The following is a 20,028-nucleotide window of genomic DNA, read 5'->3' on the forward strand; positions in this document are numbered from 1 at the left end:
ACGGTTGTGTTGTAGAAAGATATCTTCGAGGCACCAAGGAAGCGTCTTGAAATGACGCTACTGCCGTGATTGAAGAAGTAGTTCGGAGTAAATGTAGATTGGGCTAAGTAGAATGTTGTTGCAGAGATATCGGCGGCCGCCATCTTGGATCGCTCGCGGTGCGAGTGATGACGGGTTCGCAAATGCAATTTTCTCGCTCGTTTTTCTCTACATTCTATTCGACGTAATGGTGGGCATAGTCTACACCGCCACGGATAGCATTTTAGATAAGCAAGAAGCTGTCGTTACTGCCGACGGGAATCCGTTTCGCCAGCTTATCTACAGCACTGTTATCGCCGTAACCTTGTTGTTGGCGCTCTATCGTTCTAACTTTAGGATAACAGTGCCAATCTCACACGCCTATCATTTGGGAATTGCTTGGGCGATATTGTCTTCGAGTTGGGCAATCGAACCCGGGCAATCAATCCGCAGATCCCTTCTGATGTATGCGATATTATTGCCGTTCACTGTCGCCATCCATCACCTCGGTGCGAGGCGCACGATCCATCTCGTCTACATGTTCTTGGCAGCGGCAATTGTCGCCTCCTTAGTATCCGTTCTGCTGCATAGCATTCCCATTTTTGCGTTCTCGATCCATCCAATTGATGAATCAGATCCGAGCGTGGCAGGAGCGTGGAGGGGAATTTTCTCCCACAAAAACGCAGCCGGGCCAGTCGCCGTTCACGCCTCAATATTGTTCCTCTACCACGGTATTTCCCGGGGCAGAAAGCTCGATTGGTTCCTCTTGATTTTGACTGTCGTCTTTCTGATCGGGACAAGATCAAAAACGGCTCTTGCCCTTGCTCTCTTCGTGATCTGCATGGGAGGCGTCTATCATTTCTTCATGTCGCGTAAGGCGGCGCCCCTTTTCAGCTCTTTGATGGCTTTTGTTATGGCCTTCATCGCCGTCTTAGTTTTAGTTTCCTGGTCAGACGTCGTGGCTTTCTTTAACAACTGGGACAATCTGACCGGGCGTGTCGCGATTTGGCAGTCTATGATTCCCTATATCCGAGATCACCCATGGTTAGGTTCTGGCTACGGATCTTTCTGGGGTATCGGGGACAGCGCTCCGATATATCGGTATGCCGTCCTGCCATTTATCTTGCGTCTTGGGACGTCGCACAACGGGTTTCTGGAGGTGTTGGCGACCACCGGGATAATCGGGTTGTTGTTGGCGATTGCGGCTCTGGTGATCTTGCCTTTCTACAGATTTGCCAACCCAAAGCCGAACAATTACAAACTCAACAGCATGCTTTTCGCGATGTGGTTCTTTGGCATTTTGCAGAACCTGACCGAAAGCCAGTTCTTTTCCCCGGAGAAGCAAAGTTGGATTCTTGTGGTGGTGGCCATTACAGTCGTTCAGTCGCGCTACCTGAAATATAAAAGAGGCGATCTGAATTGGCTAAGGCAGACAAGTTGGCCATTTAAGCTCCCCGTGAAAAAGCCTCTCGCAAAGGAACCGATCGTATCGGGTCCGTTCGCCGCTCGTTCCCCAGCCCTGCAGTCAATGTATTAGACCGGGCACCCTACACCGCCCAATCATTGGGTGTGGGGTGAAATGGCCGCACAAGTGGCGGCCTCCTGCTTGGCAGTATCGGTGTTTGGTCAGAATTTCCGAGTAGCCGATCCGACGCCAATCGGCTTGCCTGCGGCATTCGCCGAAATGAAAATGAAGAGCCACGAGCACGGGACGAGGCCTTCGGCTCACTATAATCAACGATCAAGGTTCGGCTATATCTTTGGCGCGATCTGCTCACAACTGGGCAAGACTGCCGCACTCGTCATGCCTTGGTGCGATACCTGTGCCATGAACCAGCCCCTGATTGATATCAAACAGTGTGGCGGACAACGCAGACCTTCTGATGGATCAGGCTGAATGGCACATGTCGATCAATCTCACCGCGCTCGGAAACATCACAATTCTGCTACTGGCACCAAAGTCGGCCCGAATGTAAGCGCCGTCTCCGCCCCATTGAATTGGCTGTATTTTGAGGCTTGCCGCGTGTGCGAGAAGGTTTCCAGGACTATCTGGAGATTTGCATGGCAGATGATGGATTTGTTGGGCGCTACGAAGTTGTCGAGCCGCGCCGCGGAAACCGGCGTTGGCCGGATGATGTGAAGGCGCGGATCGTGGCGGAAAGCCTTGAGCCTGGTGTTCGTGTTGTTGATGTCGCGCGCCGTCATGACGTTGTTGCGCACCAGCTTTCCTTGTGGCGCCGGCAAGTGCGCGAGGGCATTCTGGCGTTGCCTTTTGAGACTATGTCGGGCCAGTCGGAGAGCGGCGATGCCGAGCCTGCATTTGTGCCTTTGGCGATTGCGGCAGAGCCGAGCGCGGCTGTGAATGTTTTGGCGCCGCCGCTGCCGGCGGCGGTTTCGTCGGTCTTGACGTTGGAGATCGGCCCGGATGTTGTGATGCGGGTTCCCGGCGATGTGCCGGTTGAACGTGTGGCGGCTCTGGTGCGAGCCATGCGAGGGACGGCATGATCGTCGCGGGCCAACGACTGCCGATCCTGATTGCAACGCGGCCGGTGGACTTCCGCTGTGGGCATCAGGCGCTGGCTCTGATGGTGCAGACCGAGTTGAAGCTCGATCCGCATTCCGGGGTGACGGTGATCTTCCGGTCGAAGCGCGGTGATCGCCTGAAAATCCTGGTATGGGATGGCACCGGAATGGTGCTAACCTACAAAATTCTTGAACATGGAAACTTTGCCTGGCCCAAGGTTCAGGATGGGACGATGCGTCTTTCCAGGGCTCAATATGAGGCTTTGTTCGAAGGTCTTGACTGGCGACGGGTCATGGCGCAACGGGTGATCGCGCCGTCGGCGGCAGGGTGAATATCCGGCCGTCTTTGCATTGTTTTATTTGGCTTTTTTGTGCTGCCTTGCTATAAGGCCGCATGTCGTCGCCCCTTGATCTCAGCCTGTTTCCGGACCTTCCGCCCGAGGTGGTCAAAGCCTTTGCGGCGATGCAGTTCGAACTGTCGGTCGAGCGTGCTGCACGTCAGCATGAGCAGGCTGTGGTGGCCGAAAAGGACGCCTTCATCGCCGAGTTGAAGGAACTGATCGAGAAGCTTGAGTGTCAGGTTCACGACTATCGGCGCACCAAGTTCGGGCCGAAATCGGAAAAGCTCGATCCGGCGCAGATGGAACTGGCGCTGGAAGACCTTGAAACGGCGATTGCCGAAACACAGGCGCGGATCGCCGCCGTCGAGAAAAAGATCGAAGCCAGCGCATCCGATCCGGACAAGGCCGCCCCTCGCAAGGAGCGTAAGGCCCGTGCACTGCCCGAACACCTGCCGCGGGTCGAGAGAGTGATCGAGCCCGAGAGCATCGTTTGCCCCTGCGGTTGCGGCAACATGGTCCGGATCGGCGAAGACCGGACGGAACGGCTCGACCGGATTCCGGCACGCTACGAGGTGATCGTCACGATCCGCCCGAAATACGCCTGCCCCAAGGGTCGAACGGGCGTCGTCCAGGCCAGAGCGCCGGCGCATCTCTTGGAAGGGAGCTGGCCGACGGAAGCCCTTCTGGCTGAGATTGCCGTCTCCAAGCATTCCGAACATATGCCGCTCAACCGGCAGGCCGAGGTCATGGCGCGACACGGGGTGCCGATCGACCGCACGGTCCTTTCCGATTGGCTTGGGCGCACGGGCAGCGAAATCGCACCGGTGGTCGACCACATGGCCGAAAGGCTGCTGTTTGAAAGCACGCGGCTCTATGTCGACGAGACAACAGCTCCGGTTCTTGATCCGGGGCGAGGCAAGACGAAGACCGGCTATCTCTGGGCCGTGTTGCGTGACGACCGCGGCTGGAACGGTTCTGCGCCGCCGGGCGTGGTGTTCCATTATCGGCCCGGGCGTAAAGGCGAATATGCCGCTGAAATCCTCGACGGGTTCAACGGGACAATCCAGGTGGATGCCTACGGTGGTTACTCTCACCTCGCCACGTCGGACCGGATGGGTGGCGATCCATTGAAGCTGGCTTTCTGTTGGGCGCACGGGCGCAGAAAGCTGATCAAGGCCACGCCAAAGAGTGGATCGCCGATCGTCGACGAGGCGCTGGTGCGGATCGCCGCGCTCTACAAGATCGAAGGCCGTATCCGGGGTTGCGATCACGAGCATCGCCGGGCAGTTCGACAGGACCTGTCCCTCCCGCTGGTGGACGAGTTCTTCACCTGGCTGGCAGCGCAAGCCAAGCGCGTCTCACGCAAGTCTGACCTCGGAAAAGCCCTGGCCTATATGCTGACGCGACAGGCCGGATTCCGGCTGTTCCTGGACGACGGCCACGTCGATATCGACTCCAACCTGGTGGAAAACGCGATCCGCCGACCCGCCATGAATCGCCGCAATGCGCTCTTTGCGGGGCACGATGAAGGGGGCCGCAACTGGGCCCGGTTTGCCAGCCTGATCGGCACTTGTAAAATGAACAGCGTTGAACCCTACGCCTATCTGTGCGACCTCTTCACCCGCCTCGCAAACGGCCACCTCGCCGAAGACATCGATGCCCTGATGCCATGGGCCCATGCCGCCCGCACCAAGCCCTCACAATGAGCTCGTCAGGTACTCTTCGGTGAGCTCATTTGACGGCCGAAAATCGGCCTCAGGTTGCCGCAACTGAAAAATCGATGGGGCGTGGACGCCGCATACGCCCGAATTCCACCCGGTCGAAAACCTTCGGCAGTTATGCGCAAAAACCGGCTCTCAAACCGTGTCTTCAAGGCAAAGCCAGCCTTGGCGTATCATGTCAAACGGACAAAGAAAGTGGGCCGATGAATTCTAGTCGCTGAACGTCGGTATCAGCTGCAAATTCGGCCACATCGCGCCATTAGTCCATAATTCGCACGGCCTTGCCACCGGGCGGGCGCGCCGTGATGATCGCTTCAATGGGAGTCAGTGCCTGACCGTCAGTAGACCCGTTTCGGCTGCCCGCGTTGCGACGAGCGCCGAACCCTCAGCTGTCAAATGCCCGTAGTCCCATTGGACTGGCACACCACCTGTCGACGTCGTACACGCGTCCCCGTTTTTCGGACAAAGCATTGAATAAGTGGAAATATAGGAACCGCCGGCGGCCGTAACCGCGCGCGCTAGTTCCTCGTCTATACCACTCTGCTCGTTGTTGCGGCCTCTTACGAGGATAGCGGGATCGTCTCTCCAGAAGGCCTGACCGAGCAGACGCGGAAGAGCGTGATAGTATTCGACGATTGGGCCGAAAACGATGATCTTGCCAACCTTGCCGCGGAATGCCTCTACGGTGCGAACAACATCGGGCGTATCCTGGCTGATCCACCGTGCGGAAAGGATTAGAATGTCGACATGCTGCCGCTGAAGATAGTCACTAAAGACCATATCCATCAGGCCAGTACAGCCACGCTCTCCCCGCATGGTGAGCACAGGCTTGCATCCTGTGGCCGTCGCCTGCATGACGTTCATGTCCCTCAACGTCTCGTTGAGGCCCTGCCAGAGATGGGCGGCATGGCTGTCGCCGACGAGAAGGACATTCGGCTCTGTTGTGGAGGCGGTGAGGCATTGGTCACGGTGAAAGACCCCTACGGAGTCAATGTGGCCGAACAAGAAGCAGCTACCGCGGCGATAGATGGGATTTTCGTCATAGTCGAGATAAGCGGCAAGACGCTCGCCTTCGTTCGACGGTTGACGGATGGACAGCAACGAGAGGCTGGCTCCCGCAGCACAAAGTAGGAGGAAGCCGAGAAGCGCTCCACCCCATATTTGCGAGCGGCGCCTGAGAATTCTCCGGCTTCTGAAGGGTTGTTCAATGTAGCGCCAAGACAAAGCCCCGATCGCCGTGATCGCAATGCATAAACCGATGGCTTCCCCTACGCTCAGGAGCCGCCCAGTTGCAAGCTGATAGTAGATCAGAATAGGCCAATGCCACAGGTAGACAGAATAGGAGATCTTGCCAAACCACGCAAAGGGTGGGCTAGCAAGAAGCGCGTTTACCCGCGGTTTGTTGTGGCGACCGAATAAGATGATGGTTGCCACGGCAAGGCAAGGCGCGACCGCATAGAAACCCGGAAATGCCAAGCCGGAATGAAATTTTACCGCGCAGGCAAGCAGAAGCGCCAAGGCGCAAGCCGTCGCAACTTCGGCGATCCGCGAACCGAATCTGATTGCGGGGACAAAGGCGATTAGCGCCCCCGTCAAGAGTTCCCAAGCACGTGTCAGCGGAAAATAGTAGGCATAATCCCTGTTGACGTAGGCGAGAGCGATACCAGCGCCGAGGCTAGCCAGAAAAATGACGGCGATCGTCCATCGTGCTACGCGAACCGGCAGACGGACGAGAAGAATCATTAGCAGCGGGAACACCAAGTAGAACTGCTCCTCGACGCCAAGTGACCAGGTATGCAGCAGAGGCTGCGACAGCGTGTCAGCACCGAAGTAACCGCTAGAGCCAAGTAGATAGAGATTGGAGGCAGATGCGAGTGCGGAAATGGCCGTTTGCGCTGTCGTTCTCAATTCAGCGGGAAACAGGATGAACGGGGCGGCGACGAGTGTTGCGGCGGTGACGCTGAACAATGCTGGAAAAATCCGTAGGATGCGCCGTTCATAGAATGTGCTGATTCGAAACGCACTGGCGTTGAGATCAGCGCGAAGAAGCCGCGTGATCAGATAGCCGGAAATGACGAAGAATATATCCACGCCTATGAAGCCGCCTCGCAGCGGTGTTACGCCAGTGTGATAGAGGAGCACCACCCCAACGGCGATAGCTCTCAAGCCGTCGATGTCTCCGCGATAATTGCCGTGCGGTACGCCGTTGGCCTTCTTGACCTCATGAAGAGTTCTGCCGATCCCATCCCTTGGTCCGAAAGAAACGGTCGCTTCAAGGTTGGCCGCTGTCTGCTCGTTGGACATTAAGAAAGCACTCTCTTCTTGGGCAGCCAATCTCTGTTGCTGCCGCAAAAGTCAAAATTTTCGAAGGGACACTAAGGATTGCTATATCGTTCGCTTCGCATCCACGCGAGAGGCGCAATGCACAGTTTTTTGCTTAGCGAAAACTGCAACGAGTGCAAGTGGCTGATCGATATTCTATATTTTTCTAATATTTACCTGTTGTTTCATTGCCACATTGGGGACCCGTCATTTACCAATATCGCCAAACATATTGCAGTGCACTAGCCTTTATAGAACTCCTTTGGTAATGGCTTAGCAACTAATTTGATGGGTTTTATAAGAGTATGAATAAAGTTGTAGGGCGGGGGGTTTCCCTGGTATTTTTACTCGCTTTGTCCAGTTGCACATCACTTCCCCAGTCGGGGCCCGATGGCCATGAGGTTGCCTATAAGGCAAGTCTCACAGTTACTGCCAGGGATAAGAAAGTCGGCATTGACTATGCGCTGGTCGATCTGAACCGAGGCAGCATCGGATATCTCCAGTCAAGCGCCCCGACTTCGTTGCAGGGTACTTTCGGCAGTGGAAGGAGTGGTCCGGCAGGCGTGCCACTCGGTTACGGCGACGTGGTGCAGGTATCGATCTTCGAAGCGCAGTCCGGAGGGCTGTTCATTCCGAGCGATGCGGGAAGCAGGCCCGGAAACTACGTGACGCTTCCCAACCAGACTATTGATCGGGACGGAAAGATTAGTGTGCCGTTCGCTGGTCCCGTTGCCGCGGCAGGGCGCCGGAAGGAAGATGTCGAGAACGCAATCGCCGAAAAGCTCAAGAGTCGCGCCATCGAGCCTCAGGTTGTTCTGACGACAGTGACGAGCCGCTCAAGCCAGTTTTCCGTCGTCGGCGATGTTAAGGGCCCGGCAAAATTCGAACTCACGGCTGCAGGCGAGCGCGTGCTGGATGCGATCTCGCAGGCCGGTGGCCTGTCAGAGGCTGGTATGGAAACGGATATCACGGTGCAGCGCCGCGGCCGCAATGCAACCATCGCCTACCGCGCGCTCCTCGCAAACCCAGCCGAAAACATCTATCTCTCTGCCGGCGACACCGTCATTGCCGACCACAAGCGCCGGACCTACACGATTTTCGGCGCATCAGGCGAGAATGGTCGATTTGACTTCGCCGACAGCAATCTCACTCTCAGTGATGCCCTCGGTAAGGCTGGTGGTCTTCTCGACAGTCGGGCCAATCCGTCGCAGGTCTATGTATATCGTCCCGTGGCCCGGCAGCAATTGCAAGTCATGGGTATTGATGTGTCCCGCTTCGCTGGTGATACGGTTCCGGTCGTATTCCGGGCCAATCTTCGTGATCCGGCCGGGATGTTCGTAGCGCAGAAATTCGCCATGCAGGATAAAGATGTGATTTTCGTGTCAAATTCGGATTCCGTCGACACGGTAAAGCTCCTGAACATTCTGAATTTGGCCGCGTCGACTGCGAACCAGGCTAGTAACGTCGGTAAGTAGTAGAGCCTTCGCCGCCACCGGGGCACATGTGGCCCCGGGGCAGGTGAGGGTGCAATAAGAAGCTAAGTGTTCGCTCTCCATATGAAAGGTTGAGGCGCAATCTGGTTAGATTGATGCCTTGGCTAAGAAGCGTCCGCATAAGAAGGCTACGGCTGCCAGCCTAGCCCAACGGGTATTCGAGTTGGCAGGCGGGTCAGATCCCCTTTGCCTGGTCACATCAACACGCAGATTAAAGAGCGACAAATGCTGTCTCCAGATAAAGTGGCCTCCGCAAGTGACGATGTTTGGGAATCGAGCCCCGCTATACAGCCGATCGATCTTGATCGTCTGATCGCGATCGCCTGGCGGCAATGGCGCGTCGTCGCCGTTTGTGCTGTCGTGTTCATGCTTCTGGGTGTAGTCTATGCGCTGACCGCCGAGCCCAAGTTCACGGCTGCAAGCAGCCTCCTGATCGACAAGGGCAGCAGCGGGATCGTCAACCAGCTATCGGATTCCGCCATCACCGTCGATGACGAGGGAACCGTACTCAGCCAGGTCGAAATTCTGAAGTCGGACGTCATCGCGGACCAGGTGGTCAAGAAACTCGATCTGACAAATAACGAAGTTTTCATGTCTTCCGGCAATTCCCTGCTTGGTAAGCTGCGCTCTTACCTCAAGGTACTTGCGGAAAAAGGCGGTGCCGCCGACGAAGATCCAGAGACTATTGCGACCGACACGCTGGCCGATAATTTGGACGTCGACCGCGTCGGCCGAACCTACGTTCTTAACATCGCCTATACCTCCGCCGATCCGGTACTCGCCTCGCAGATTTCCAACGCTTTTTCTGATGCTTATCTGGTGGACAAGCTGAACTCAAAATATGAGGCGACCCGGCGGGCAAGTGAGTGGTTGGAGCAACGCATCGACGAACTGAAGCAGAAAGCCTCCAATGCGGACCTCGCAGTTCAGAAGTTCCGTGCCGAACACAATCTGATCACCACGAAGGATGGAACACTTGTCACCGATCAGCAACTGTCTGAGCAAAGTAGTGCTCTGATTGCTGCCGAACAGGACACGGCCCGCGCCCAGGCCAAGTACGATCGTATCGAGGCCATCGTAAAGAATGGTCGCACCGACGCGATCGTGACTGATGTACTCGACAGCTCGGTCGCAAATGACCTCAGACAAAAATACCTCGCCGCCTCCAAGACCGAAGCGGAACTGTCGAACCGGTTGGGTGCAGACCACGTCCAGGTGACGCGGCTGAAGAGCGAAATGGCGGAATATCAGCGACTCATGTTTGAGGAGATGAGCCGCATTGCAGAAAGCTATCAAAGCGAACTGCAAGTGGCCAAGGCCAAAGAAAATACGCTTCGTGCGAGTCTGGACAAGGCCACGGACGTGTCTGCAGCCGCAAACGAAACCCAGGTACAGCTACGCGAACTTGAGCGTACCAGCGACAGCTATCGTGGACTGCTGGAGACATCCATGCAGCGCTTTCAAGAAGCCTCGCAGCAACAGTCTTTCCCGATCGTTGAGGCACGGGTCATCACTGAGGCGAAGCCTCCCGTAAAGCCGAGCAAGCCGAAGAAGCTGCTCGTCGTCGCGATAGCGACGTTTTTAGGTCTGGCGCTTGGCGGCGGGATTGGCGCTTACCGGGAGTTCCGCGATCGCTATTTCCGCACCGGAGAGCAGATCCGCCAGAATCTCGATCTCGAATATCTCGGTTCGACCCAGCTAATCAAAAATTCGGCCGCTATTAAACTGACCGAACACAGCGACAATCCGCGGGCGATGCAGCCGCTTTCAAGCCTCTATCGTTACGTCATCGACCATCCGCATTCTGCCTTTGCCGAAACCATGCGCAGCGCCAAGATCGCAGTCGATCTCCATACCGGTCAAAAGACCGGCAAAATCGTCGGCGTCGTATCGACGCTGCCAGGAGAGGGGAAATCGACAGTCGCGGTCAACCTCGCCCAGCTTCTTGCTATGCAGGGTGCAAAGACCTTGCTGATCGACGCCGATTTGCGCAATCGTGGCTCGACCCGTGCGGTCGGCCCGCACGCCGAGGCCGGCCTGCTGGAAGTGATCCTTGAGGAGCGGCAGATCGCGGAAACGCTGCTCATCGATCCACAGACCCGGCTGACGTTCCTGCCATGCGCTTTGAAGCGCCGCATCCCCCACTCGTCGGACCTGCTTGCATCCCCTGCCATGGAGCGCCTGCTCGAAGAGGCGCGGGCGCGATATGATTATGTGATCCTCGACCTGCCACCGCTTCGCCCAGTTGTCGACGCGCGTGCAGCGCTGCCGTTGCTTGGATCGTTGATCTATGTCGTCGAATGGGGAGCAACATCGCGCAAGATCGTTAGGGCCTCTGTGCTGAACGAGCCGCGCCTTCATAGTAAGTGTTCCGGCGTGATCCTGAGCAAGGTTGATCCTACTAAGGCCAAATTCTACCAGGACTTCGGATCGGAGGAATACAATTCTCGCTACGCCGCCTATTATGAGGAGGCGTAATTGATTGAACTTCAATTCATGGGAACGGTGAAAGCGTTGAGACGCCATGGCAACATTGCCTAACACGGTCGTCTGCATCGCGACGTTTCGCCGGCCGCTTGGTCTCTCGCGCTGTTTAGACGCATTAGCAGAAGCCGACCTTCAAGGCGTTGCGCGCGTCATCGTCGCTGACAACGATGCAGCAGGGCAGGCAGGCCTTGAGGCATGTGAGAAGTATCGAGCTGCTGGGCAGCCGTTTTCGCTTACAGCGATCACTGTCGCGAAGCGCGGCATATCGCAGGTCCGAAATGCCCTTATAGCCGAGGCTCTGAAGGATCCGCGAGTAGAATTCATTGCGATGATTGATGACGATGAGTGGCCGCTGTCGGGCTGGATACAGTCGTTGCTCGCAGCGCAGCAGCAAACCGGTGCCGACATCGTGGGGGGGCCCGTTGAACGCGTTTTTGCAGTGCCGGTGCCGGCATATTTGAAGAATGCCAACCTTGCGGACTTTTCGCAAATGAGGACAGGTTCCATTGATTTCGTTGATGGGACCTGCAACGTCCTTATTCGCGCCGATCTCTTTCGCCGGCGCGAAGCACCATGGTTCGATCCAGCTTTCGATCTTCTAGGCGGAGAAGATACAGATCTCTTTCTTGCATTGAAGCTCCAGGGCGCGCAGTTCGCCTGGTCATCAGAGGCGATCGTCAAGGAGGAAATGCCAGAATCGCGATCCTCGGCGCGATGGATGTTGGAGCGGGCATACCGGATTGGCAATACTTACAGTCTGGTCAATCGAAAGCACCGTCCTCCGGGCTTCGGTGCACTTAGGGAGACTCTGAAGATTGCCGCGACCACGGCTTTTGTTGTGACAAATCTCGCCGTCTTCTTCTGGCATCCGACCCGTCGTTTCGAGGCTGCGAGGCTCGGTGCCCGTGTTCTAGGAAAGATGGCGGGACTGCTAGATTACGGACATGCCGAATACCGAACTGTGCACGGCCGCTGAAAGAGTGTGGATCTCTTAAGGTGGCGCGCGGTAGCGCGAAGCCCGTCGATGAGACCCGTTAAGCACATTAGGAGAGTAACTTAATCGCACCAATTATGGATACTTGACTTTTTAGTCGGAATTGCATTGCTGCGATGCAGCATTGTGGCAAAATTCCATTTTAGACACTGTTAAGAAAGTAAGAGAGCAGCATGCGTATTGTTATGATCGGTTCTGGTTACGTCGGTCTCGTCTCGGGCGCCTGTCTGGCGGATTTCGGTCACCACATCACCTGTGTGGACAAATCCGAGGCCAAGATCGATGCTCTGGAGCGCGGCGCAGTGCCGATCTTCGAGCCGGGGCTTGATGCCCTCATTGAACATAACCGTGCGGCCGGCCGGCTGGACTTTTCGAAAGATTTGGTAGCCCCCGTGGCAGTTGCCGACGTCGTCTTCATCGCAGTTGGCACGCCTTCCCGTCGCGGCGATGGCCACGCGGACCTGAGCTACGTTTATGCTGCGGCGCGTGAGATCGCTGCTGCGGTCACCGGCTTCACCGTTGTCGTCACCAAGTCCACCGTTCCCGTCGGCACCGGCGACGAGATCGAGCGCATCTTCCGCGAAGAGTTTCCGGACAAAGACATAGCAGTCGTCTCCAACCCAGAGTTCCTGCGTGAGGGTGCGGCGATCATCGATTTCAAACGACCCGACCGTATCGTCATCGGCACCGAGGATTCCCGTGCCACCGAAGTTATGAAAGAGGTCTATCGCCCGCTTTATCTTAACGAGGCGCCGCTCTACTTCTGCGAACGCCGCACCTCCGAACTCATCAAATATGCCGCCAACGCCTTCCTCGCGATGAAGATCACCTTCATCAACGAGATCGCCGATCTCTGCGAACAGATCGGTGCGGATGTCCAGAAGGTCGCCAAGGGTATCGGCATGGATAAACGCATCGGCGACAAGTTCCTACATGCAGGCCCCGGCTATGGCGGTTCCTGCTTTCCGAAAGATACGCTGGCACTGGTCAAAACAGCGCAGGATTTCGACAGCCCGATGCGGCTGATCGAGACAACCGTCGCCATCAACGACAACCGCAAGCGAGCTATGGGCCGCAAAGTCATCGCCGCCTGCGACGGCAGCGTGCGCGGCAAGAAGATCGCTGTGCTCGGCCTGACCTTCAAGCCGAACACCGACGACATGCGCGACGCACCTTCGATCACCATCATTCAGGCATTGCTCGACGGCGGCGCGACGGTCCATGCCTACGACCCAGAGGGCATGGATGCCGCCAAGGAAATGCTTGGCCCGATTACCTATGGCAAGAATCCCTACGAAATCTCGGAAGGCGCTGACGCAATCGTCATCGTCACCGAATGGGATGAGTTTCGCGCCCTCGATTTCAAACGTCTGAAGACCACGGTGAAGACGCCCAGGATCGTCGACCTGCGCAATATCTATCCCGCCGCCGAAGTTAGCCGCCACGGCTTCAGCTACTTTGCCGTCGGTAAGAAGAGCGAGAACAGGTAAGACCTGAAATCGACCGAAACATGCGCGCAGGCGTGGTTTAAGCCGTCCTGCAAAAAAAACCAGACATGAGGACCACCGAGTGGCGAGAAACATCAAGGACATCTCCCACCTTCTTGGGAACTACGGGCTATCGACGTTTGCAACGGCGGCAGTGTCGGGCAGCCACCTCCTCGTCCAGCTCGCCGTTCTCCATAGTCTCGGCAATGCTGAATTCGGCCTAGTTGCCTTTATGTTAACGTTGATGCAATTCGGGTCGGGACTCTGTAACTCCATGGTAGCCGCACCCTTCACCGTATTGATCAACACGGATAGATCCGCGCAGTCGGCAGAGGGTCTTTTTTTGATCAACGCGGGTCTCGCGCTTTGCAATGCTGCTGTCGCGGTTCTCACCGTTTTCTGGCTTGGAACTGCTACGGTCGGAACAGCTCTTGCGTTCGCGGCCTCCAGTGCCCTGTTTACGGTAAGGTGGTTTGCCCGTACTGAAGCATATGCAATGCATAATCCGGTCAGAGCTGCCCTGTCTGATGTCGTCTATGCGGCAGTCCTTCTGACATGCTTGGCGATCGCGTGGTTCTATGGAATGTCTCTTTCGGAGGCTGCCGGTCTTTTCGCGATCGCCGGCTGTGCTGGTATGCTGCCATTCGGCAAAGCATTCCTAGTGAAGCATTTCCGAGTGAGTTTGCAGAGCGCTTTAGCTTCTTATGGTCCCGTCTGGCGCGATCAAGCGCGTTGGGCGGTGGCTGGTCTGGTGACAACAGAAGCAACCTCCAATGCACATGCTTATATCGTCACTTCCGTTGCCGGGCCTGCGGCATTCGCGCCTATTGCCGCGGCAATGCTCTTTCTGCGGCCCATTGGGGTCTGCATGGTCTCCCTGACCCAAATCGAGAGGCCGGCGATGGCGCGGGCGTTGTCTACTGGCAATCGAGCCGGCGCCCTGCGATATGTGGCGAGATTCATGGCTGTGCTTGGGTTCATGTGGCTTTCAACGATTGTCGCCGTAGCATGCATTGTGCACTTCTTCCCCGCGCTCGCGTTCAAACCTGGCCTTGATGCAAATCTGATCCTAATTTCTTTCGTGTTATGGGCCGCGGTGTGCCTGGTGCAATGTGTCCAAACTCCTTTGAACGTGTTTCTGCAGGCTGAAGGCCGTTTCAGAGAGCTGGCTGGCGCCAGCATCAAGTCCTCGCTTCTGACTTTGGTCGCAGTGCCGATGCTCCTTGTGGTCGTAGGTCCAATCTATTCGACGATTGGAGTGATGTTAGGCCAAATCGTTATGACTTTGGGTATCGTTGTCTCGGTCCGACGGTCGCGTTACGGCGAGGCTATCAACCCGGCAACGGCCCAAGCAGAAGCACGCTGATCATGAAGCAGCAAGGCGCCCGACCTTTCAGAAAGTTGATGTTATGATTCAAGCGCTAAAGAATGTTCTTAAGCCGACCTTTATGCGTGCGCTCGAGGCCTGGACGCGTTGGCAGTGGCACTATCGACGCAATGCGGAGCCACATCACCTTCCCCATAGGCTGGTTGTCTCTCTGACATCGTATCCGAAGAGGTTCGATGTACTTGAGCTTACTCTGAAAACTATCCTCATGCAGGACATTAAGGCCGATGAGGTGGTGTTATGGATCGCGCACGAAGACATGAGCTTCATACCCGGCGCAATCGCCGAACTTGAGGCATATGGCCTTACAATTCGCGCAACTGAAGATTTGCGCTCTTATAAGAAAGTGATCCCCGGGCTCGCACTATACCGAGATGCGATCATCGTCACTGCTGACGACGATGTGTACTATCCAACGTCTTGGCTGAGGCGGCTGGTGAGCGAGTTCAGGGAGGGCGTATCCGAGGTGCTCTGTCATCGTGCGCATCTCATGAGGCGTTCAACAGACGGGTTTCAACCTTACGATAGCTGGATTTCCAACATCCGCACCGCCAGCAACGCTCCTGATGTGTTTTTTACTGGTGTTGGCGGCGTGCTGTATCCGCCCGGCGTGCTCCACCCAGACGTTACTGATCTTGATAAGATTCGAGAACTTTGCCCCTCGACTGATGATGTGTGGCTCAACTGGATGGCTCGCCTTAACGGCGCGTCTATACGTAAGGTCGACGGTTGGATCCGGTTCTATGAATGGACTGGGTCGCAGCGGGTTGCCCTCCAGAACTCCAATCGGGGTCAGAATGGGGGCAATGACGTGCAGATTGCCAATATGGTCAGGGCGTATGGAGTTCCGGGAGTGCATCAGTGAGCGCGAAAACCCAAGCTTTTTCAGCCGTCAGATGGACAACGTTTGCAACCATTGGGCGCGTCGTTCTGCAAACAATACAATTAATAGTTATGGCTCGCCTGATTTCCCCACACGACTTCGGTCTGATGGCGATGATAATCAGCGTAACTGCCTTTATCCAACTCTTTGCCGATCTCGGTCTGAGCACTACCATAATCTACGCTAGAGAAATTTCCGCCGAAGTGTTGTCTACCCTTTACTGGTTGAACCTTCTTTCAGGAGCGGTTCTCTCTATTGCAGTCTGGATGGGAAGCCCCACGATTGCGGGCTTCTATGGGACGCCAGAACTCGAGATGCCGCTTGCGCTCGCGGGCACGTCTTTTATCTTGCTTGCTATAGGACAACAGATAAAGGTGCTTGCCGAGAAGCGTTTGGCATTCCGGTCGATCGCCGTTGTCGAACTCGTATCAGCGACCTTCAGCACCATGCTGACCATCACAGTCGCTTATTTCGGCGGCGGAGTTTATTCGCTCGTAGCTGGCGTAATTGCCCTTTCGGGGGGTAACAGTCTTCTCTATTGGCTATTTGCACGAGATAGGTGGGTACCTAGTCTGCATTTCAATATCGCCGATGCTTCAGAGAATTTGAAATCAGGCTTATATCTTCTTCTTACAAGTTTAGCCAACACAGCGACGGTTCAGGCGGACGTCATGATAGTGGGGCGTCTTCTGGGCAGCGCGGCACTTGGCCTTTACACCGTGCCGCGAGAGCTGACACTAAAAGTAATGTTTGCCACGAATCCGATCGTCACGCGCGTTGGCACGCCATTGCTTGCTAAAGCTCAAGGCGACAAAGATCTTCTTCGCAAAATCTATCTCTCAACGCTACGAATGACCTCTGCAATCAACTTTCCTATTTACGCATGTATGGCAGTCTTTCGGCGCGAAGTCGTGATAACTGTTTTTGGTTCGGCTTGGTTGCCGTCGGCAAACCTTCTCGGAATCATGGCTGTATGGGGTATGTTTAGAGCTCTTGGCAACCCCATTGGTAGCCTCCTTTATGGTACTGGCAACGCAAGGCTCGCGCTCATACAGAGCGTCTGTGTAACCCTCTTAATCATTCCGACAATTGGCTTGGGTAGCGCTTGGGGGACACTTGGGGTGGCTTCCGCTCTAACAGTTTTTTACATAGTTTTTGCGTTTGTCGTTTGGTGGGCAGTTGTTCGACCCATTACCGACGCCAGCCTTATTGAATATACACTTCAGTGGGCAACGCCGTTGATGATCACGCTTTTATCTTCGGTGCTAGCTTTTGAACTGGTGACGCCGATAGACGGTGACTTGCCAAGATTGGCGGCGGGCTTGTCGATTGGGGCCCTTGGATATCTTTCCTTAAGTTGGTTTTTTAATCGAAGCTGGTGTCTGGCTATGCTCGGCATGGCCGGAATGTCACCGCGCACCGTTACAAACCAGTAACACCTCTTTTTCCTCGTCCCGCAGCCCTGGTCGAGCCTCTATGCAGGGAGAATTTCATGAACGCGACACCATTTTTCTCGGTAGTGATTCCTCTTTACAACCGCGCGGACGTCGTCGGCGCGACATTGCACTCGGTATTGAATCAGACCTTCAGTGACTTTGAAGTTGTTGTTGTCGATGACGGCTCATCGGATAACCCATCTGAGATCATCAGTCAGCTCGATGACCGAAGAATTCGGTTTGTGAGCCAACCGAATGCAGGTGGAAGTGCAGCACGAAACAAGGGGATCGATCTTGCAAATGGCCGGTTCATAGCCTTTCTCGATTCGGACGACGAATTCAAGCCGACACATCTGGAGAGGATGCATGAAATACTGCGTCATGATGCGACGCTACCACTTGCCGTTTATTCACCCGTGATCGTTGATCGCGGTTCGGGACGAAGTTTCGTCAAGCCACCCCGGCCAATTGCCGCCGGCGAAGACATGGCGGACTATGTCATGCGCGATAGAGGTTTTGTGCAAACCAGTGGCTTGGTGGTCCCTACGAAGGTCGCACGGACAGTGAAATATCGAGTTGGCTTGCCGTTCGGACAGGACACTGATTTTGCTGTTCGCTTGTTTAGAGCGGGCTGCCGGTTCCAAATGCTTGGACAGCCGACGGTCATATGGCGGGACATAGAGGATCCCCGACGTGTGTCTGCTTCACGAAAGGGAGCGCGCGTAGTTGGCTGGTTGGAAGAAATGAGGCCCCTAATATCTCGTAAGGCATATCTCGGTTATCGAGGTTGGCATGTCGCCAAAGGGATCGCGCCGAGCAGCCCGCTTCGCGCTTGTAACTACTACCTAATTGCGCTTTTAAGCGGATGTTACAGACCAAAGCTCGCTTTGGCGATTCTAATGCAAATCGCGTTGCCTGAACGAATTTATCGACGGTTCTCGGACATTATTATCAGTGTCTTCAGGCGTAACGCGTGATCTATAAACCTATGCCGCGCTTTTCGGTCATCATACCTGTCTATAATCGCGCCCATCTAATCGGGAGAGCTGTGAACTCCGTGCTGTCACAGACGTATGAGGATTTCGAGATCATCGTTGTCGATGACGGATCGGAGGACCTCATCGACGACGAAATGTCGAAAATAACGGATCACCGAGTTGCCTTCGTCCGGCAAGCCAATAGTGGCGCAAGTGCCGCTCGAAATGCTGGCATCGACCGTGCACGCGGTAAGTTCGTCGCGTTCTTGGATTCAGACGACGTGTTTTTGCCGATGCACCTCGAAACATTGAACACCCTTCTTGATGGAAGGGAAAATATAGCTGTTTATTCGCCTGTTATCGTCGATCGGGGAGGCGGAAACACCATAGTCAAGCCGCCTAGAGGTATTAAGCCGACTGAGGATATGGCAACTTACCTGATTTGCGGACGAGGCTTCGTTCAAACGAGCGGGCTGATCGTCCCTGCCGAGCTGGCGAGGAAGGTTCACTACCGAGCGGACGCTTCCTTCGGGGATGACACCGACTTTGCGATCAGGTTGCAACTGGGTGGCTGCGAGTTTCACATGAACCTGTTTCCCACCGTAGTTTGGTTTGACGGATGGCAGGAGGACCGCCTCTCTATCGGTCGCCGGCCCATAGGAGAATTGCCGTGGCTCAATGACTTAAGGGGCCAAATTCCGGAGCGGGCCTATCATGGGTATCGCGGGTGGCACTATGCAAAAAGCATTTATCAGAACAAACCAATAGCGGCGCTTTCCTTGTTTTTCAAAGCGCTCCTGATGGGTTCGTACCCACTCAGCCTAGCACCGTTGATATTTCTGCAAATATGCTTGAGCGATCGCGCGTATCGCAAAATTGCTGACTGGCGCGTTGCTCAAATTAGTAAGAAAGGAGACGCAGATGAAGCGTCGCGAGTTTCTGAAGACGGTGGCCTCAAGGGGACGGAGGCCGGATAAGACCGACATCGCGGACAGGACGACCTGAAGTACAATCATTTTTTCGCCGAGGTGCTCTGTCATTTCCCTTCCCAGCCGAACACCGAAAAACGCCAACCAAAAATGGTCCAGTTTGGACGGGTAGATGAAACCATGTCGGATCACGAGCCATTACACATCGTCCGTGCATAACCTATGATGCTGCATTGCAGCATTCATAAATCTGTATAAATTGAAGATATGATGACAGTTCGTCTTTTCAGACTAGTAGCATGGCTTGCGCTTGCCACTATCATTTTCGTAACGGTTTCCCCTATCGCGTTGCGACCGCACGATCTCTTGCCCGTAAACTTGGATCGCGCATTGGCATTTCTGGTGCTGGCCATTCTATTTGTCTTGGCATATCCACGTAGTTTTTGGGTATGCCTCATCCTGCTTGTGCTTGGTGTGGGAGCAATGGAATTGGTGCAAAACCTTTCTCCCACGCGACATGCCGAGATCAATGATGCTGCCGTTAAGGCGGCCGGCGCATCCATGGGGGCTTGCCTCGCTTGGGCTGGTCTACGGCTTCGAGCGCTGATCTCGGGGCAATAGAGAAAGTTCCGCCAGCGGGGCGACCAACCAAGCATTGTCGCCTAATATTCGGCAACCACGCGAAGAGATGACAGTTCATTTCATCAAGAGGTATTGGGGGAAGCCTTCGGCCGGGTTCGTTATTACTCAAGGGTAAGACAAGGAGCGTCCCGCATTGCTCGCGCGTTGCATAGCTGTTCGGCTCAGGCGCCGGCGTTGCCAGCATATAAACAAGTACGTCAGCGCAAAGACCAGCGGCCATACAAGGCACAGCAACAGACCCATAATTCGCCCAAGATCAAACTTGGCGCCAGCCCGAACACCTTCCATCCAAGTTATCGCGAGAGCGCCCACAATCGACGCAACATAGAGGGCCATAAGGATTGCCATTGGGAGAACCTCTGTTGCTTCCGCGCGACGTGGCGCTGAT

The 20,028-nt window shown here is 55.4% G+C and carries 15 protein-coding genes; 14 read left to right on the forward strand and 1 reads right to left on the reverse strand.

The window, feature by feature from the left end; translation table 11 throughout:
• Positions 1-112: 112 nt before the first annotated feature.
• The 5 genes from QA648_RS35155 (at position 113) to QA648_RS35175 (ending at position 4,588) form a co-directional block, all read left to right on the forward strand.
• Positions 113-1,555 (forward strand): O-antigen ligase family protein, encoded by a 1,443-nt coding sequence (locus QA648_RS35155; RefSeq protein ID WP_283054804.1) that lies wholly within the window; start codon positions 113-115, stop codon positions 1,553-1,555.
• 42 nt (positions 1,556-1,597) lie between these two features.
• On the forward strand, positions 1,598-1,915 hold the full coding sequence (locus QA648_RS35160; RefSeq protein ID WP_283054805.1) for a hypothetical protein: 318 nt from the start codon (positions 1,598-1,600) through the stop codon (positions 1,913-1,915).
• 164 nt (positions 1,916-2,079) lie between these two features.
• Positions 2,080-2,523, forward strand: coding sequence for a transposase (locus tag QA648_RS35165; protein WP_283054806.1), 444 nt, complete (start codon positions 2,080-2,082; stop codon positions 2,521-2,523).
• A complete protein-coding gene (gene tnpB, locus QA648_RS35170) occupies positions 2,520-2,873 on the forward strand; it encodes an IS66 family insertion sequence element accessory protein TnpB (protein ID WP_283054400.1) in 354 nt (117 codons plus the stop codon). Before QA648_RS35165 ends, tnpB begins: the two co-directional genes overlap by 4 nt.
• 62 nt (positions 2,874-2,935) lie before the next feature.
• Entirely contained in the window at positions 2,936-4,588 is a 1,653-nt protein-coding gene (locus QA648_RS35175) for an IS66 family transposase (RefSeq protein ID WP_283054807.1), read from the forward strand.
• 339 nt (positions 4,589-4,927) lie between these two features.
• Here QA648_RS35175 and QA648_RS35180 read toward each other — a convergent pair whose 3' ends face one another.
• Positions 4,928-6,907 (reverse strand): acyltransferase family protein, encoded by a 1,980-nt coding sequence (locus tag QA648_RS35180; RefSeq protein WP_283054808.1) that lies wholly within the window; start codon positions 6,905-6,907, stop codon positions 4,928-4,930.
• Between the two features lie 323 nt (positions 6,908-7,230).
• Between QA648_RS35180 and QA648_RS35185 the strand changes: the two genes are divergently transcribed.
• The 9 genes from QA648_RS35185 to QA648_RS35225 all read left to right on the forward strand — a co-directional run bounded on the left by QA648_RS35185 (position 7,231) and on the right by QA648_RS35225 (position 19,046).
• The gene (locus QA648_RS35185; RefSeq protein ID WP_283054809.1) at positions 7,231-8,400 is read left to right on the forward strand and encodes a polysaccharide biosynthesis/export family protein; all 1,170 of its coding nucleotides are present in this window, start codon (positions 7,231-7,233) and stop codon (positions 8,398-8,400) included.
• A gap of 243 nt (positions 8,401-8,643) precedes the next feature.
• The gene (locus QA648_RS35190; RefSeq protein WP_283054811.1) at positions 8,644-10,896 is read left to right on the forward strand and encodes an AAA family ATPase; all 2,253 of its coding nucleotides are present in this window, start codon (positions 8,644-8,646) and stop codon (positions 10,894-10,896) included.
• Between the two features lie 46 nt (positions 10,897-10,942).
• Positions 10,943-11,881, forward strand: coding sequence for a glycosyltransferase (locus QA648_RS35195; protein WP_283054812.1), 939 nt, complete (start codon positions 10,943-10,945; stop codon positions 11,879-11,881).
• A 191-nt stretch (positions 11,882-12,072) separates the two neighbouring features.
• Positions 12,073-13,389, forward strand: coding sequence for a UDP-glucose/GDP-mannose dehydrogenase family protein (locus QA648_RS35200; RefSeq protein WP_283054813.1), 1,317 nt, complete (start codon positions 12,073-12,075; stop codon positions 13,387-13,389).
• A 79-nt stretch (positions 13,390-13,468) separates the two neighbouring features.
• Entirely contained in the window at positions 13,469-14,752 is a 1,284-nt protein-coding gene (locus tag QA648_RS35205) for a hypothetical protein (RefSeq protein WP_283054814.1), read from the forward strand.
• Between the two features lie 229 nt (positions 14,753-14,981).
• Entirely contained in the window at positions 14,982-15,638 is a 657-nt protein-coding gene (locus tag QA648_RS35210; protein ID WP_283054815.1) for a hypothetical protein, read from the forward strand.
• Complete coding sequence (locus QA648_RS35215; protein WP_283054816.1) at positions 15,635-17,092, forward strand: MOP flippase family protein; 1,458 nt, start codon at positions 15,635-15,637, stop codon at positions 17,090-17,092. Before QA648_RS35210 ends, QA648_RS35215 begins: the two co-directional genes overlap by 4 nt.
• A gap of 56 nt (positions 17,093-17,148) precedes the next feature.
• A complete protein-coding gene (locus QA648_RS35220; protein ID WP_283054817.1) occupies positions 17,149-18,069 on the forward strand; it encodes a glycosyltransferase in 921 nt (306 codons plus the stop codon).
• Complete coding sequence (locus QA648_RS35225; protein ID WP_283054818.1) at positions 18,066-19,046, forward strand: glycosyltransferase family 2 protein; 981 nt, start codon at positions 18,066-18,068, stop codon at positions 19,044-19,046. The genes QA648_RS35220 and QA648_RS35225 overlap by 4 nt, the downstream gene beginning before the upstream one ends.
• The last annotated feature ends 982 nt before the right edge of the window (positions 19,047-20,028 follow it).

Source organism: Rhizobium sp. CB3171 (assembly GCF_029714265.1).
Taxonomy (GTDB): domain Bacteria; phylum Pseudomonadota; class Alphaproteobacteria; order Rhizobiales; family Rhizobiaceae; genus Rhizobium.

Bases quoted from the DNA above. Each gene is read 5' to 3' on its own strand.
- QA648_RS35160 (WP_283054805.1), top strand. From the start codon at position 1,598: ATGGCCGCACAAGTGGCGGCCTCCTGCTTGGCAGTATCGGTGTTTGGT.
- QA648_RS35210 (WP_283054815.1), top strand. From the start codon at position 14,982: ATGCAGGACATTAAGGCCGATGAGGTGGTGTTATGGATCGCGCACGAA.
- QA648_RS35165 (WP_283054806.1), top strand. From the start codon at position 2,080: ATGGCAGATGATGGATTTGTTGGGCGCTACGAAGTTGTCGAGCCGCGC.
- QA648_RS35180 (WP_283054808.1), bottom strand. From the start codon at position 6,907: ATGTCCAACGAGCAGACAGCGGCCAACCTTGAAGCGACCGTTTCTTTC.
- QA648_RS35220 (WP_283054817.1), top strand. From the start codon at position 17,149: ATGAACGCGACACCATTTTTCTCGGTAGTGATTCCTCTTTACAACCGC.
- QA648_RS35185 (WP_283054809.1), top strand. From the start codon at position 7,231: ATGAATAAAGTTGTAGGGCGGGGGGTTTCCCTGGTATTTTTACTCGCT.
- QA648_RS35190 (WP_283054811.1), top strand. From the start codon at position 8,644: ATGCTGTCTCCAGATAAAGTGGCCTCCGCAAGTGACGATGTTTGGGAA.
- QA648_RS35155 (WP_283054804.1), top strand. From the start codon at position 113: ATGTTGTTGCAGAGATATCGGCGGCCGCCATCTTGGATCGCTCGCGGT.
- QA648_RS35175 (WP_283054807.1), top strand. From the start codon at position 2,936: ATGTCGTCGCCCCTTGATCTCAGCCTGTTTCCGGACCTTCCGCCCGAG.
- QA648_RS35200 (WP_283054813.1), top strand. From the start codon at position 12,073: ATGCGTATTGTTATGATCGGTTCTGGTTACGTCGGTCTCGTCTCGGGC.
- QA648_RS35195 (WP_283054812.1), top strand. From the start codon at position 10,943: ATGGCAACATTGCCTAACACGGTCGTCTGCATCGCGACGTTTCGCCGG.
- tnpB (WP_283054400.1), top strand. From the start codon at position 2,520: ATGATCGTCGCGGGCCAACGACTGCCGATCCTGATTGCAACGCGGCCG.